12 protein-coding genes are annotated in these 14,589 nt (G+C 65.9%); 9 read left to right on the forward strand and 3 right to left on the reverse strand.

From position 1 onward, the window contains the following. The first annotated feature begins 3 nt into the window (after positions 1 to 3). Both IVB23_RS23960 and IVB23_RS23965 read left to right on the forward strand, forming a co-directional pair. A complete protein-coding gene (locus IVB23_RS23960) occupies positions 4 to 1,458 on the forward strand; it encodes an SLC13 family permease (protein ID WP_247800291.1) in 1,455 nt (484 codons plus the stop codon). Between the two features lie 92 nt (positions 1,459 to 1,550). Further along, positions 1,551 to 3,212 (forward strand): tannase/feruloyl esterase family alpha/beta hydrolase, encoded by a 1,662-nt coding sequence (locus tag IVB23_RS23965; RefSeq protein ID WP_247800292.1) that lies wholly within the window; start codon positions 1,551 to 1,553, stop codon positions 3,210 to 3,212. Between the two features lie 115 nt (positions 3,213 to 3,327). On the opposite strand, the gene IVB23_RS23970 is transcribed toward IVB23_RS23965, so the two are convergent. Together IVB23_RS23970 and IVB23_RS23975 are read right to left on the reverse strand one after the other, a co-directional pair. Continuing rightward, entirely contained in the window at positions 3,328 to 4,827 is a 1,500-nt protein-coding gene (locus tag IVB23_RS23970) for a DHA2 family efflux MFS transporter permease subunit (protein WP_247804959.1), read from the reverse strand. 61 nt (positions 4,828 to 4,888) lie between these two features. After that, on the reverse strand, positions 4,889 to 6,136 hold the full coding sequence (locus tag IVB23_RS23975; protein ID WP_247800293.1) for an HlyD family secretion protein: 1,248 nt from the start codon (positions 6,134 to 6,136) through the stop codon (positions 4,889 to 4,891). Between the two features lie 91 nt (positions 6,137 to 6,227). On the opposite strand from IVB23_RS23975, the gene IVB23_RS23980 reads away from it, so the two are divergent. From IVB23_RS23980 to IVB23_RS24010, 7 genes are all read left to right on the forward strand, one after another. Next, positions 6,228 to 6,887: a TetR/AcrR family transcriptional regulator gene (locus IVB23_RS23980; RefSeq protein WP_247800294.1), complete on the forward strand. Its 660-nt coding sequence runs from the start codon at positions 6,228 to 6,230 to the stop codon at positions 6,885 to 6,887. Positions 6,888 to 6,931: 44 nt separating this feature from the next. Then, positions 6,932 to 7,399 carry a MarR family winged helix-turn-helix transcriptional regulator gene (locus IVB23_RS23985; RefSeq protein ID WP_247800295.1) on the forward strand — a complete coding sequence of 156 codons (468 nt, stop codon included), beginning with the start codon at positions 6,932 to 6,934 and terminating at the stop codon, positions 7,397 to 7,399. Beyond that, on the forward strand, positions 7,396 to 8,166 hold the full coding sequence (locus tag IVB23_RS23990; RefSeq protein ID WP_247800296.1) for an enoyl-CoA hydratase: 771 nt from the start codon (positions 7,396 to 7,398) through the stop codon (positions 8,164 to 8,166). The genes IVB23_RS23985 and IVB23_RS23990 overlap by 4 nt, the downstream gene beginning before the upstream one ends. A gap of 112 nt (positions 8,167 to 8,278) precedes the next feature. Next, positions 8,279 to 10,360, forward strand: a complete 2,082-nt coding sequence (locus IVB23_RS23995; protein WP_247800297.1) for a methyl-accepting chemotaxis protein — start codon at positions 8,279 to 8,281, stop codon at positions 10,358 to 10,360. A gap of 125 nt (positions 10,361 to 10,485) precedes the next feature. Beyond that, on the forward strand, positions 10,486 to 11,427 hold the full coding sequence (locus IVB23_RS24000; protein WP_061881254.1) for a dihydrodipicolinate synthase family protein: 942 nt from the start codon (positions 10,486 to 10,488) through the stop codon (positions 11,425 to 11,427). 374 nt (positions 11,428 to 11,801) lie between these two features. Continuing rightward, positions 11,802 to 13,202, forward strand: a complete 1,401-nt coding sequence (locus IVB23_RS24005) for a selenium-binding protein SBP56-related protein (RefSeq protein WP_061881194.1) — start codon at positions 11,802 to 11,804, stop codon at positions 13,200 to 13,202. A gap of 83 nt (positions 13,203 to 13,285) precedes the next feature. Continuing rightward, positions 13,286 to 13,873 carry a hypothetical protein gene (locus IVB23_RS24010; protein WP_131871733.1) on the forward strand — a complete coding sequence of 196 codons (588 nt, stop codon included), beginning with the start codon at positions 13,286 to 13,288 and terminating at the stop codon, positions 13,871 to 13,873. 11 nt (positions 13,874 to 13,884) lie between these two features. On the opposite strand, the gene IVB23_RS24015 is transcribed toward IVB23_RS24010, so the two are convergent. Then, positions 13,885 to 14,583 (reverse strand): DUF1045 domain-containing protein, encoded by a 699-nt coding sequence (locus tag IVB23_RS24015; RefSeq protein WP_247800299.1) that lies wholly within the window; start codon positions 14,581 to 14,583, stop codon positions 13,885 to 13,887. Positions 14,584 to 14,589 lie beyond the last annotated feature (6 nt).

Here is a 14,589-nt window from a genome sequence, read left to right on the forward strand (position 1 = left end):
CGCATGGGTCTCCTCGGCCTCTTCGTCGGGCTCGGCCTGCTCGTCCTGTTCGCCTTCCGCGGCTGGAGCGTCCTGCTGCTCGCGCCGTTCGCCGCACTGATTGCCGCGTTGTTCGGCGGTGAGCCGCTGCTCGCGAACCTGACCCAGGTGTTCATGGTGAACGCGGCGGGATTTCTGGCGCAGTTCTTTCCGATCTTTCTGCTTGGCGCCGTCTTCGGCAAGTTGATGGACGACAGCGGTGCGGTGACGTCGGTCGCCGGCTTCATGGCGGAGCGTCTCGGCGACCGGCGCGTGATCCTGGCGGTCGTGCTCGCCGGCGCGCTGGTCACCTATGGCGGTGTCAGCCTGTTCGTTGCGTTCTTCGTCATCGTTCCCATGGCACGCTCGCTGTTTCGTGCCGCTTCGATTCCGCGTCGTCTGATCCCGGCCGCGATCGTGCTGGGAACGTCGACCTTCACCATGTCGGCCCTGCCCGGCACGCCGTCGATCCAGAATGCGATCCCGATGCCGTTCTTCGGCACGACGCCGTTTGCCGCGCCGGGCCTCGGCATCGTCGCCTCGCTCATCATGCTCGGCTCCGGATTGTGGTGGCTGCATCGCGCTGAAGCTGCGGCGCGCCGCGCTGGAGAAGGCTATGGCGACGATGCCGAGGGCGCGATCGAGCAGGCCGCTGCCGACGAGCTCGTGCGCGAGCGCGCGACGACTGCCCGCGAGTTCGATCCGGCGGAGCTACAGCACGGTCATCGCAGCGAGCGGCCATCGCCCGTGCTGAACGCCATGGCGCCGCTCGTCGTCGTCGTGACCGTCAATCTGGTGATGTCGCTGGTGGTGTTGCCGCGGCTCGATGTCAGCTATCTCGCCGAGCAACGCTTTGGTGACACGACGCTTGCAGCCGTTGCAGGCGTGTGGTCGGTCGCGGTGGCGCTGGCTGCCGCCATCGTCACGACCATCGCGCTGAACTGGGCGCGCCTGCCGGCGCTGCGCCGGACCATGGACGCCGGGGCCAATGCGTCGGTCCTGCCTGCTTTCAGCGTCGCCAGCCTCGTCGGCTTCGGCGCCGTCGTGGCCTCGCTGCCGGCGTTCACGATCGTGCGCGACTGGGTGCTGGCGATCGAAGGAGGACCGCTGGTTTCGCTCGCCGTCGCGACCAATATCCTGGCCGCACTGACAGGGTCGGCATCGGGCGGCCTGACTATCGCCCTCGACGCCCTCGGCCCGACCTACGTCGAGCTTGCCGCGCGGACCGGCATCGACCTTGCGCTGATGCATCGCGTGGCGGTGATCGGCGCGGGCACGCTGGACATCCTGCCGCACAACGGTGCGGTGGTCAGCCTGCTCGCGATCTGCGGCCTGACACATCGTGACAGCTATTTCGACATCGTCATGGTGGGCATCGTGACCTCGCTCCTGGCGCTGGTGGCGGTGATCGCCCTGGGCACTGCGCTGGGCTCGTTCTGACGGAAAGCCGGCGTCAGCGATTGACGGACGGGCGATGGTTGCATTGAATGCGGCCAACTTCCGAATGCAACAGAACAAGCCGGGTGGAAACGATGAAGCGAAACAGAGCGAAGCCGTGTGCATGGCTCGTAGGCACTGCGGCCGCAATGAGCGCGAGTGGTGCGTTGGCGGTGACGCTGGCGGAGGATGCCGAGACGGTCTGCAAGGGGCTGGTCGGCGGCACCGATGCCGTGAAGATCGATGCCGCGACGTTTCAGCCGCCATCGACTCTCGCTGTTGCCGAGCGCGGCCCGACGCCGTCAGGGCGCATCACGCCCGCCAATCCTGCCTTCTGCAAGGTGCTCGGCCATATCGACCCCACCGATCCCAAGGCGCCGCCGATCAGATTCCAGGTCAACCTTCCCGTCGAATGGAACGGCCGCTCGCTGCAATATGGCGGCGGCGGTTTCAACGGCGTGCTGATCACCGGCCTTGCGCTGCCGCCGGCCTATCCCTTCGACAAGCCGTCGCCGCTCGCGCGTGGCTTCGTCACCTACGGCACGGACTCCGGCCACGAATCCAGGCCGGGCGAGCCGCCGCAGTTGTTTGCGCTGAACGACGAGGCCTTCGAGAACTTCGCCCATCGCGCCTACAAGAAGGTGCGCGACGCGGCCGTCGCCCTGATGCAGCGCGCCTATGGCAAGAAGCCGGACAAGATGTACTTCATGGGCTCGTCCGAAGGCGGCCGCGAAGGCCTGACCATGGCGCAGCGCTACCCCGATGATTTCGACGGGATCTTCGCGCGGGTGCCTGTCATCAACTGGGTCGGCTTGCAGCATGCCGGAACGCGCTCGGGGCTGGTGACCATGGGCGAGGGCTGGATCAATCCGGCGCAGGTGAAGCTGGTCGGCGATGCCGTGCGGGCGGCTTGCGACAAGGCCGACGGCTCCGACGATGCGCTGGTGCAGGATCCGGTCGCCTGCAAGGCGGCATTCAAGGTCGAGACGCTGCGCTGCGCGGCGGGCCAGAGCGGCGATCAGTGCCTCACCGATCCCCAGATCAAGGCGATCAACACGCTGCATGCAACCTACAAATTTCCATTCGCGCTCGCCAATGGTCTCGACGACTATCCGGGCTGGGGCGTCTCGGGCGAGGACACGCCGGCAATCGGGCCGACCGGCGGCTGGGTCGCGTGGTGGCTCGGCACCGCGCCGCCGGCTCAGCCGCCTGCGCCCAACAACGGCATCGCCTGGATCTACGGAGCCGGCGGCATTCAATATGTCTTCGCGCGCGATCCGAAGCTCGATGTCACCACCTACAACGTGGAGCACCACAAGACGCGGCTGCTCGAGGTCTCGAAGCTGATGGATTCGACCGATCCCGACCTCAGCCGTTTCCGGATGCGCGGCGGCCGTGTGATCATGCTCGAGCACATGGCCGACTATGCGCAGAGCCCCTATGCCGGCATCCGCTATTTCGAAAGCGTCGAACGCAAGATGGGCAAGGCCGAGACGGCGGAATTCGCGCGGCTCTACACCGCGCCCGGTGTCGACCATGTCGGCTCCGGCGCGCCGGCCAATGTCGACATGCTGAGCGTGCTGGTCGACTGGGTCGAGAACGGCAAGGCGCCCGGCGATCTCGAAGTCAGCGAGCAGAAGGTCGAGGCGCCGTCGTTCGCGACGCTGCGCGCGCTGCCGCTGTGCCGCTGGCCGGCCTGGCCGCACTACAAGGCGGGTGCGGTGACGGAGGCATCGAGCTTTACCTGTGCGCCGTGAGGCACGGATGGTTGCCGCAGCGTCATGGCCGGGCTCGCTGCGGCCAGCGCGCTCTTGTCACGCCGCACGGCTGACGTGGATGCCCGGAACAAGCCCCGGGCACGACGACCTCCAGCTAATGCGCGGGCCCACCTGCTGCCTTCACGCGCCGCGTCAGCAGCACTGCGATCGCGGCGAGGACCAGCACGGCGCCGATCACCGCAAAGGTGTCGGAATAGCCCATCACCAGGGCCTGGCGCTTTACGGTCTTGCCGAGCGCGATGATGGCTTGCTCGCGTGCGGCGTTGGGATCGGGGACACCGTGGGCCATGAAATAGTCCGTCATCTGGGCGATGCGGCTGCGGACCTCCTCGCGGCCGAGCGTGACCGAATGTCCGATGATGTTGGAATGGAACTGCTCGCGCTTCGTGATGATCGTCGCGAGGGTCGCCGTTCCGATCGCGCCGCCGAGATTGCGGAACATGTTGCTGATGCCGGAGGCCGCGGCAGCATCCTGCGGCGCGATGCCGCCTGACAGCACCGAGGTCAGTGGCGTCAGCACCATGGCCTGGCCGACCGCGCGCACGATGTTCGGAATCCAGAGCTGGTCACCGGCATAGTCCGGCGACATCGCCGTGTTCATGAAGCAGCTATAGGCGAAGATCAGAAGGCCGGTGATGGCGATGTAGCGCGTGTCGAAGCGCTGCATCAGCCTGGGAATCAGCGGGATCAGCACGAGTTGCGGCAGGCCGGTCCAGGCCAGCACGTTGCCGATCTGCTCGGAGTTGTAGCCTTGCGCCTGGCCGAGATAGGCGGGCAGGATGTAGACCGAACCGAACAGCGCAAAGCCGACCATGGTCATTGCGACGGTGCCGAAGCCGAAATTGCGCTGCGTCAGCAGGCGCAACCGGATCAGCGGCTTTTCGATTCTGAGCTCGATCGCGACGAACAGCGTCAGGCTGACGGCTGCGACGATCGCCAGCTTGACGATGAAAGGGGAGGAGAACCAGTCGTCCTTGTTGCCTTCCTCGAGCACGGCTTGCAGCGCCGACAAGCCGATCGCCATGGTGACGATGCCGGCCCAGTCGCCTTCCTTCAGGAGACCAAGCTGCATCTTCTGCCGCTCCAGCGTCAAATAGAGTGCAGCGACCATCACGGCGGTCGGGATCACGTTGACGAAGAAGATGGTGCGCCAGCCATAGGTCTCGGTGAGATAGCCGCCGATGGTCGGGCCGATTGCCGGTGCAAAGGTGACTGACAGCGCGAAGATGGCGAGCCCGACCGGCTGCTGCGGTTTCGGCAGCTTGGTCAGGACCAGCGTGAAGGCCATCGGGATCAGCACGCCGCCGGCAAAGCCTTGCAGGCCGCGCATCGCGATCATCGACGGGAGATCATGGGTGAAGGCGCAGGCGACCGAGAACGCCGCGAACAGCGTTGCGCTCGCCAGCATGTAGCGGCGGAACGTGAACACGCGACTCAAATAATCGGTCAGCGGGATCACGATGATTTCGCCGATGAGATACGACGTCGAGATCCAGGAACCGTTGTCGGCGCCGGTGCCGATGCCGCCTTCGATATTGGCCAGCGAGGCATTGGTGATCTGGATGTTCAGGATCGCCATGAACGAGCCGATCATGGCGGCGAGCACGGCGATCCAGGTTGCGAGGCTCGCGCGGTCGGGATCGCTCGCGGCGCGATCAGGCGTCGCGGCCGGTGTTGCTTGCGTCGAGATTGAGAGGCTGTTTGACATGGCACGACCCTCCGGAGACGAGCTTTGCTTTGGGCGTCACGGCCGCATTCGCGGCCGGCGCGGTCGAACGTGTTGCAATGGTGGGAATCACGGACATGCCGGGCCGCAGCGCGATCGCAGGCCCATACTTGTCGTCGAGCACAATCTTGACCGGGATGCGCTGCACCACCTTGGTGAAATTGCCCGTGGCGTTGTCGGGCGGCAGCAGCGCGAATTCCTGGCCGCTGGCCGGCGAGATGGAATCGACGTGACCATGCAGGACCTGGCCCGGGAACATGTCGACCTCGATATCGACGGCCTGTCCCGCCCGCACATGGGTGAGCTGCGTTTCCTTGAAATTGGCGACGACATAGGCGGCATCGGTCGGCACGATCGACATCAGCTGCGTACCCGCCTGCACGAACTGGCCGACGCGCAAGGATCGATTGCCGACGACGCCGTCGATCGGCGAGACGATCCTGGTGTAGCCGAGATTGAGCTCCGCCTGCTGCTGGATCGCGGCTGCGCGCGCGGCGGTGGCCTTGGCTTGCGCGATCTCGGCCTTGAGGAGATCGACCTGCTTCTGCGCGGAGATGAGGTTGGCGCTATCGCGCGCGATCGCGGCGTCCGCGCCGGCGTCGCGCGCCTGGGCCTGCTGCGCGTTCTGCACGCTGCCATAGCCGGTCCTGGCGAGATCCGTGTAGCGCTTGTTTTCCTGCTGCGCGAAGGTCTTTGCGGCCGTGTCGACATCGATGGTCGCCCTGGCGGCAGTGATCACGGCTTGCTGAACCTCGAGCTGTGCCGCCTTGCTGACGACCGCCGCGTTCGCCGCCTGGACGTCGGCGCGAGCCTGGTCGAGCGCGACCTTGAAGTCGCGGTCGTCGATCCGGGCCAGCACCTGGCCGGCTTTCACATGCTCGTTATCGGCGACCAGAACGTGGTTGAGATAGCCGCTGACCTTCGGCGCGATGGTGGTGTTGTCGGCCTTCACATAGGCGTCGTCGGTGGAGACGAGGTACTGGCCGACGGTCCAGTAATCGTAGCCGTACCAGCTGGTGCCGGCCAGCGCGGCGGCCGCGGCCGCCATCAGCAACAGCTTGCGAAGGTTGGGTTTTTCGTGGCTCACGTGGGCCGGCGCGGCGGGCAGGACGCCCTCTAGGGCGGTTGCTGTCACAGCAGCCTGGGCGGCAGCGGATGGGGTGGTGTGGACGGTCATGGCCGGCTCCCCTGAATTAGGAAACTTGATAATTTCCAAAATGAGACTAGCCTTGGAATTGTCAATGGAATGACAGGCGTCATTTAAAGGCATGGCTCAGGCAAGATTGGACAGCGAAGTTCGTCCGCGCGGGCGGCCACCGGTCCGCAGCGACGACGAGACCAGGCGGATCGTCTTCGACGCCGCACGGCACGCCTTTGCCCGCGACGGTTATGAGGCGACCAGCACCGAAGAGCTGGCGCGCCGCGCCGGCATCTCGACCAGGACGCTGTATCGGCTGTTTCCGGGCAAGGCTGCGCTGTTCGAGGCGATGTGCGCCGACCGGCTGGAGCGATTGCTCTCCGCCGTCGACCTGCAGGGAAGCAATGAGGTCGATATCGAAACCGGCTTGCGCGCCGCGCTGCTCGCCTGCGCCGATCTCGCGCTCGATCCGGAGGTCGTGGCGTTGCAGCGCATGGTGCTGCAGGAATCGGCTGCCTTTCCCGATCTCGCAGCGAACTTCTACAGGAACGGCATCTCCCGCACCGTGACGGCCCTCGCCGGCTGGTTGCGCGTCCAGGTCAGGCGCAAGCGCATCGTGATCGAGGATGCCGAGGAAGCCGCCGGTATGCTGATCGGTATGGTCGCATCGGCGCCGCAGCGCGCGGCGATTTATGGCGGCCTGCCTTTGCCGTCACGCAAGCAGATCGAGCGCCGGGTGCAGACCTGCACGGCCTTGTTCCTCGACGGCTGTCGCGCGGCGCCGGCCTAGCGGCGCCCTTTGACAATCCGGATCCGTCTCGCTATATACTTCGCATGCGAAATAATGAGGCCGCAGCGAAGCATCACCGGCTGATCTACCTGCTGAGCGTCGCGCACCGCCGATTGCAGCGCTGGATGGCGGCGCAGCCGCAGAGCGAGGTGACGCCGGCGCAGGCGGGGTTGCTGTTCATCCTCGGCAGGCAGGACGGCGTCCTGATCGGCGAGGCGGGCGCGGCGCTCGATATGGGGCCGGCCGGTATTTCCGGCTTGGTCGACCGCACCGCAGCCGCAAGACTGATCGAGCGGCGCGCCGATCGCGAGGATGGCCGCGCCTGGCGAATCTGGCTGACGCCCAAGGGACGCAGCGCGCTGGCGCAGGCGAAGACCTCGGCGGCGGAGGTCAACGCGGCGCTGACGGAGGGATTTACGGCCGCGGAGATCGACATCGTCGCACGCTGGCTGACGAGCATTCAGGACAAGTTTCCAAGAAGTTCAGACGAACAACACGGAGCAGACGAATGACCGAGCACGTCCGAATCGAGAGCAACGGCGGAATTCTCACCCTCACACTGGCGCGTCCCGACAAGAAGAACGCGCTGACCGATGCGATGTACGGCAAGCTGGCGGACACGATCGAATCCGCCGAGTTCGATCCGTCCGCTCGCGTGATCCTGATTCGCGGCGAGGGCGACATGTTCACCGCCGGCAACGACGTCGGCGAGTTCGCCGCGGTCGCAGCCGGCAAGTCCGAAGGCAGCCGCAACGTCGTGCGCTTCATCCAGTCGCTGGCGCGCTGCACCCGGCCGCTGGTCGCAGCCGTGCAGGGCCGTGCCGTCGGCGTCGGCACCACGATGCTGCTGCATTGCGATCTCGTCGTGCTCGCCGACAACGCGCAATTGTCGACGCCCTTCGTTAGCCTTGCGCTGGTGCCGGAGGCCGCCTCCAGCCTGCTGATGCCGGCGCGCATCGGCCATGCGCGCGCCTATGAGATGTTCGCGCTTGGCGAGACCGTGCCCGCCAAGTCGGCGCTGGAATGGGGCCTTGCCAACCGTGTGGTACCGCTCGACAAGCTCGATGCCGAGGCGCTTGCCCTCGCGCAGCGTCTCGCCCGTCAGCCGCTCGGCGCGCTCACGGCCACCAAGAAGCTGATGCGCAACGGCGAGGCGCTGGTCGCGCAGATGCAGGCCGAAGGCGAGCAGTTCGCGCAGCGCCTGCGCACCGCCGAGGCGCGCGAGGCGTTCACGGCCTTTGCCGAGCGCCGGGCGCCGGATTTTACCAAGGTCGCATAGGGGATCCCGAATGCGTGCAGGTTGGATCGCACGGATTCAACTAAAACCTTAACGGAACATTGGCATGTCGCGGTGCAAGGTGGCCTCTCCCGAGAGTTAGGTCCCTTGACCCATGTCCATTTTTAAGAATTCGGTAAGCACACTCCTCCTGGTCCTGATGACCCTGCTGGCCGCCGGCGCATTGACCAGCACGGCGATCCAGATGGGCGGCGCCTTCGACCGCTACAGCGACAGCCTGGAGACTGAACGGCTGGCGAATGCCGACAAATCGATCTTCCATGGCGTTGTTGCCCTGCGCAGCAATCGCGGCGACGCCCAGAGCGCGCTGCTCGGCGAGGACGATCCGCGCGCCAAGCTTGGTGCCGCCGAGAAGGCCGAGCAGGCCGGTTTCGACGCCATCAGCGCCGCGCTCTCCACCGTCGAATTCGCAGCGCGCGACGGGCTCGCAGGCACGTTGAAGCAGCGCTGGAGCGAGGCCGCGCCAAAATTCCAGTTGTTCTACGACGAGGCCAAGCTGCCGCGCGCGGAACGCAAGCTGGAGCGTACCGCGCCCTGGTACGATGCGGTCACCAAGGTGATCGAGACCGCCAATCTCGCATCCACCGCGGTCTCGAACCGCGCCTGGATGAACGATCCTTACATCGCCCGCATGATCCAGGCCCGCCGCCTCGCCTGGCAGGTGCGCGACCGCTACGGCATCCAGTGCTCGACCCTGCGGCCGAACGTCAACGCCAGCAAGCCGCTCGATGACACCCAGAAGCAGACCGTGGCCGGATGGAACGGCATCGTCACCGCAGGCTGGACTGGCATGGAGGAGCTGCTGGCTGCGCCCGACGTGCCGGCCGACCTCGTCAACGCGGCCAAGGAGGCGAAGGCCAAGACTGACGGCGCCCTCAAGCAGATCGGCGAAATCACCAAGGGCTTCGACGACAGCGGCCGTCCCGCGCTGCCCGCCTCGGAATGGAATGCGCTGTGCCAGTCGCCCTTCGCGTCCATCGTCGCGGTCGCCAGCAAGGCGCTCGACCTGTCGATCGCGCGCGCGGAGGCGGTTCAGGCGAAAGCCCTGACCAATCTCATCGTGCAGTCGTTCGCGTTCATGCTCGCGCTGGCCGTGACCGTGGCCGGCGTGTTCGTAGTGCGCCATCGCCTCATGCGTCCGGTGCGTGCCATCCTCGATGCCATTGCGCGCATCAGCGCGCGCGATTATGCGACGCCGGTTCCGCAATCCCGCCACCCCGACGAGTTCGGCACCATGGCCGCCGCGCTCGAGAGCCTGCGCGAGAGCGCGGCGACCGCGGAACGGCTGGGCCTGGAACGCGAATCGCAACAGGCGCTTCAGCTCGCCCGGTCGGGCACTGTCGATGCCGCCTGCCGCAGTTTCGATGATACGGTGCAGGCGGTCATCCAGAGCGTCGTGGCCTCGACGCGGGAGCTAGACGCCACCGCGACCGGCGTGCGCTCGCTGGTCTCGGACTCCAGCAGCCAGACCGCCGCGGTTTCGTCCGCCGCCGAGCAGGCCACCAACAATCTCGAGACCATCGCGGCCGCGACCGAGGAGCTGTCCGCGTCCGTCGGCGAGATTTCCGCACAGGTGCAGTCGAGCGCCCGCGAGGCCCGCGAGGCCGTGGCGCAGGCCGAGCAGACCAACGCGACGGTCGAGATCCTCGACCAGACCGCGAGCCGCATCGGCGAGGTCGTGAAGATGATCAACGCGATCGCCGCCCAGACCAACCTCCTGGCGCTGAACGCCACCATTGAAGCCGCGCGCGCGGGGGAGGCCGGCCGCGGCTTTGCCGTCGTTGCGGGCGAGGTCAAGAGCCTCGCCTCCCAGACGGCCACAGCGACGGAAGAGATCTCGCGCCAGGTCGGGGAGATCCAGGGTGCCACCGGCCAGGCCGTCGCCGCGATCCGCTCGATCGGCGGCGCCATCAGCGGCATCGACGAGAAGATGACGGCGATTGCGGCCGCGGTCGAGCAGCAGCGCGCGGCGACCACGGAAATCTCGCGCAACTTCCAGCAGGCTGCCCAAGGCACCCGCGAGGTCACCGACACCATCGGCAGCGTCGCGAGGCTCAACCAGGAGACCGGCAACGCCGGCACAGTGCTGTCGGAGTCCGTCAAGAAGATGTCGGCCGACGCCGATCGCCTGCGCGTCGCGGTCGAGGGCTTCCTGGGCGCCGTGAAGACCGCGTAGTTTCGTTCTCTCACCATCCAACGTCGCGCGGGCATTGCCGCCGGTCCGCGTGGCGGGTACATCTGTGGCGCCTCGCTCCGCGAGCGTGGCGACAGACGTAAGACATATCAGGGATGGAGAGTTCGATGCCGGTCACGCCCCAACACAAGGCCCAGCGCCCCTATCGCGGTGTGTTCCCGGTCGCGCCCACCATCTTCGACGAGCGCGGCGAGCTCGATCTCGAGGGCCAGCGCCGCTGCATCGATTTCATGATCGATGCCGGCTCGCACGGCATCTGCATCCTCGCCAATTTCTCCGAGCAGTTCGTGCTCACCGACGCCGAGCGCGAGGCCGTGATGCATGCGGTGCTGGAACATGTGGCTGGCCGGGTTCCCGTGATCGTGACCACCACGCATTTCAGCTCGGCCGTGTGCGCGGCGCGCAGCAAGCAGGCCGAGGCGGCCGGCGCCGCCATGGTGATGGTGATGCCGCCCTATCACGGCGCGACCTTCCGGGTCCCCGAGAAGGGCATCGTCGAATTCTTCAAGGTGCTCTCGGGCGCGATCGACATCCCCATCATGACCCAGGACGCGCCGGTGGCCGGCACGCCGCTGTCGGTCGAGCTGCTGGCGCGGCTGGCGCGCGAATTCGCCAATATCCGCTATTTCAAGATCGAGGTGGCAGGCGCGGCTGCAAAGCTCCGCAGCCTGATCGAGGCGGGCGGCGGCGACATCGAAGGCCCCTGGGACGGCGAGGAGGCGATCACGCTGCTGGCCGATCTCGACGCCGGCGCCACCGGCGCCATGACCGGCGGCGGCTATCCCGACGGCATCCGCCAGATCATCGATCCCTATTTCGCCGGCAAGCGCGAGGAAGCGAAGGCCGCCTATGAGCGCTGGCTGCCGCTGATCAACTACGAGAACCGTCAATGCGGCCTCATCGCCTGCAAGGTGATGATGCAGGCCGGCGGAATCATCAAGTCGGATGCGGTGCGCCATCCGCTCCAGCCGCTGCATCCGGCAACGCGCGCGGGATTGCTGGAGCTCGCCAGGGAGCGCGATGCGCTGGCGCTGCGCTGGGGGAGGTAAGGCCCACTGTCGTCCCGGACAAGCGCGCCCAAAGCGAGCGCAGATCCGGGACCCACAGGGAGAAGTTTGACGAAAACTCGGAGTCGGCAGCTCGCTCCATAACCTCTCACTTGGGTTATAGGTCCCGGATCTGCGCGCGCTTGTCCGGGACGACACTGCGGGTGAGGTGCGCGCTCGCCTCATCTCATCGGCCCATTTCGGCTGAAGGCGTCGAATTAGCGCGGCCCGGGCGGTTTCCCGCGGCTCGGCGGTGGCGTATTGTAACGCTCGCCAACCGGCCCTGCGGAGAAATCTCGACACATCGAAACACCTCTTCACTATGCCGTTATCCCAAGTCAGGTTGGCGCAAACCGACAGAACAGGGAGGCAGTGCCATGACGATGAGGCCGGATCCCACCTTTCACGCATCGCCCAAGCTTGCGATGGAAGCACCTGCGGAGAACTTTGCCTACACGTTGCTGCTCAGTCCGGACTTCTCGAAGCCGGATGCTCTCGCGGTCATCGACGTCAAGCCGGGATCGCCGACCTATAGCCAGATCGTCCACACCGTGACGATGCCCAACAAGGGCGATGAGTTTCATCACTTCGGCTGGAATGCGTGCTCCTCCGCCTTGTCGCCGCTCGCCGGACATGCCTTCATCGAGCGGCGCTATCTCATCATTCCCGGGCTGCGTTCGTCGCGCATCTACATCATCGATACCAAGCCCGATCCGACCAAAGCCAAGATCCACAAGATCATCGAGCCAGAGGAAGTCTTCAGGAAGACCGGCTACTCGCGGCCACACACGATCCATTGCGGGCCGGACGGCATCTACGTGAGCACGCTGGGCGGCGGCGGCAAGGACGGCACCGACGGCCCTCCCGGCGTTTTCATCATGGATTGCGAGACCTTCGAGGTCCTGGGACGATGGGAGATCGATCGTGGCCCGCAGACGCTGCACTATGATTTCTGGTGGAATCTGCCGCGCGACTACATGGTGACGAGCGAATGGGCATTGCCGCCGCAGTTCGAGAACGGGATCGTCCCGGAAGATCTGCTTTCGAACAAATATGGACATCGTCTCCACTTCTGGGATCTTCGCGCACGTCGCAACGTCCAGACCATCGACCTCGGCGCCAATCATCAAATGGCGCTGGAGGTACGACCGGCGCACGATCCGGTTCGCGAGTACGGCTTCGTCGGCGTCGTGGTCGACACCACGAATCTCGAAGCATCGATCTGGACCTGGTGGCGAGAAGGCGGGAAATTCCACGCGGAGAAGACGGCGACGATCCCACCCGAGCCAGCGCCAAAGGAGAAGCTCCCGCCGCTGCTCCAAGGCTTCGGCGCCGTGCCGCCGCTGGTGACCGACATCGACCTGTCGATGGATGACCGGTTTCTCTATGTCTCGTGCTGGGGCACGGGTGAAATGCGCCAGTACGACGTCAGTGATCCGCGCAAGCCGAAGCACGCGGGCTCGGTCCACATCGGCGGTATCGCGCGCCGCACGCCGCATCCGAGCGGCAAGGCATTTGCGGCGGGTCCGCAGATGGTCGAGATCAGCCGCGACGGCAGGCGCGTCTACTGGACCAATTCCCTCTATTCCACCTGGGATGACCAGTTCTATCCCGATGGGGTTCCGGGCGTGGAGGTCATGGCCAATGTCGGTCGCAACGGCGGCCTCGAGCTCGACAAGGACTATTTCGTGAGCTTCCCCGACGGATATCGTGCGCACCAGATCAGGCTCGAGGGCGGCGATTGTTCGACGGACTCCTTTTGCTACCCGTCGGTCTAGATTGGGGACACGCGAGCCCGGCACTCGTCTGGCTGTGGCTCGTGCTTGTTGCGAGCGGTCTCTACCACGGGATCAATCCGGGAATGGGATGGCCGCTCGCTGTTTCGGCCGGGCTCATGGACAAGAGCCCGCGCGCGCTTTTCCACGCGCTGTGGGCCCTGTCGGCCGGCCATCTCCTTGCAACGCTTCTCGTGCTGCTGCCATTTGCGTTCCTGCTCGTGCTGGCGGAGTGGCAGCGTCCGATCCAGCTGGTCGCGAGCCTTCTCGTCATCGGCTTCGGCGTCTATCGGCTGGTCGACCGGCGTCATCCGCGCGCGCTGGCACGAATTCCGCCGACGCAATTGGCGCTGTGGTCATTTGCCGTCGCCATTGCCCATGGCGCCGCCTTGATGCTGGTGCCGATCTATCTCGGGCTATGCCGGGCCTTCGAGCTCGATGCCGGCCATCAGGCGGCGGGCGAGTTGATGAAAGCAAATGTCGGAATGGCGGTGCTGGTGTCCCTCGTGCACGTTATCGCGATGGTCAGCGCCGGCGGATGTCTGGCCTGGCTGGTCTACCGCTATCTGGGATTGAAGTTCGTCTCGCGAAGCTGGTTCAATCTGGATGCAGTCTGGGCGACCAGCCTCGTTCTGGTCGGCGCCGTGGCGCTCGCCTTCAATCTTGGGAGCTGAGAGTGCGGCGCCTACCGCGTCAACGCCCACTCGCCGATGATGCGGAAACGACCCTTCGCCTCGTCCTGCTTGAACAGTGCGAGGCGATCGATGACCAGCGTGCCGAGACCAAGCGCAGCAAACCGTCCCCGCAACATCTCCAGAATCGGCCCGCGGCGCTCTGCATCCAGCCGGCCGGTGAGCGTCATGTGGAAGCGGAATTCCTCCATCACGTAAGGGTAGCCCCAGCGGTCGAGATAGTCGCGCTGCCGCTCGGTGAGTTTTTCGGGCTTGCGCCGCGCACGATCTTCCGCGGTGAGGGCCGCGCGAAAGGAGTCGAATTCACGGACGCAATCGGCGGCAAGCTGCTGGAGAGCGTCGACCGGCTCGGCCGGAATGACGGCGATGAAGCCGCTGATGGTATCGACGACGGGGCGGATCACTGGAGTTGTCCGCGATTGGCCGGCGAACGTCGCGCAGGCCGCCATGAGCTCGGCCTCGGTCCTGCCTGATACCAGCGTCATCGGCGCCTTCAGCGTCGCGTGAAAGCCGTATTTGCGGGGATCGGCGGTGATGTCGCGCCAGTCCGGCGCGACGCGCAACGCTTCTTGCGGAAACGAAACCTCGTCGCCGCTGCGGGCGTCATAGCCGAGCAGCTCGGCGCCGAAGCGGGAGAGGGCGCCGTCGGCGCCGGCGGCAAAATAGATCGCGTAGCGGGGGAAACCTGTCATCACCTC

The sequence above is a fragment of the Bradyrhizobium sp. 191 genome, from assembly GCF_023100985.1.
GTDB lineage: Bacteria > Pseudomonadota > Alphaproteobacteria > Rhizobiales > Xanthobacteraceae > Bradyrhizobium > Bradyrhizobium diversitatis.

Excerpts from the sequence above, each read along its gene's own strand:
- IVB23_RS23960 (WP_247800291.1), top strand. The coding sequence starts at position 4 with ATGGGTCTCCTCGGCCTCTTCGTCGGGCTCGGCCTGCTCGTCCTGTTC.
- IVB23_RS23965 (WP_247800292.1), top strand. The coding sequence starts at position 1,551 with ATGAAGCGAAACAGAGCGAAGCCGTGTGCATGGCTCGTAGGCACTGCG.
- IVB23_RS23970 (WP_247804959.1), bottom strand. The coding sequence starts at position 4,827 with ATGATCGGCTCGTTCATGGCGATCCTGAACATCCAGATCACCAATGCC.
- IVB23_RS23975 (WP_247800293.1), bottom strand. The coding sequence starts at position 6,136 with ATGACCGTCCACACCACCCCATCCGCTGCCGCCCAGGCTGCTGTGACA.
- IVB23_RS23980 (WP_247800294.1), top strand. The coding sequence starts at position 6,228 with ATGGCTCAGGCAAGATTGGACAGCGAAGTTCGTCCGCGCGGGCGGCCA.
- IVB23_RS23985 (WP_247800295.1), top strand. The coding sequence starts at position 6,932 with ATGCGAAATAATGAGGCCGCAGCGAAGCATCACCGGCTGATCTACCTG.
- IVB23_RS23990 (WP_247800296.1), top strand. The coding sequence starts at position 7,396 with ATGACCGAGCACGTCCGAATCGAGAGCAACGGCGGAATTCTCACCCTC.
- IVB23_RS23995 (WP_247800297.1), top strand. The coding sequence starts at position 8,279 with ATGTCCATTTTTAAGAATTCGGTAAGCACACTCCTCCTGGTCCTGATG.
- IVB23_RS24000 (WP_061881254.1), top strand. The coding sequence starts at position 10,486 with ATGCCGGTCACGCCCCAACACAAGGCCCAGCGCCCCTATCGCGGTGTG.
- IVB23_RS24005 (WP_061881194.1), top strand. The coding sequence starts at position 11,802 with ATGACGATGAGGCCGGATCCCACCTTTCACGCATCGCCCAAGCTTGCG.
- IVB23_RS24010 (WP_131871733.1), top strand. The coding sequence starts at position 13,286 with ATGGGATGGCCGCTCGCTGTTTCGGCCGGGCTCATGGACAAGAGCCCG.
- IVB23_RS24015 (WP_247800299.1), bottom strand. The coding sequence starts at position 14,583 with ATGACAGGTTTCCCCCGCTACGCGATCTATTTTGCCGCCGGCGCCGAC.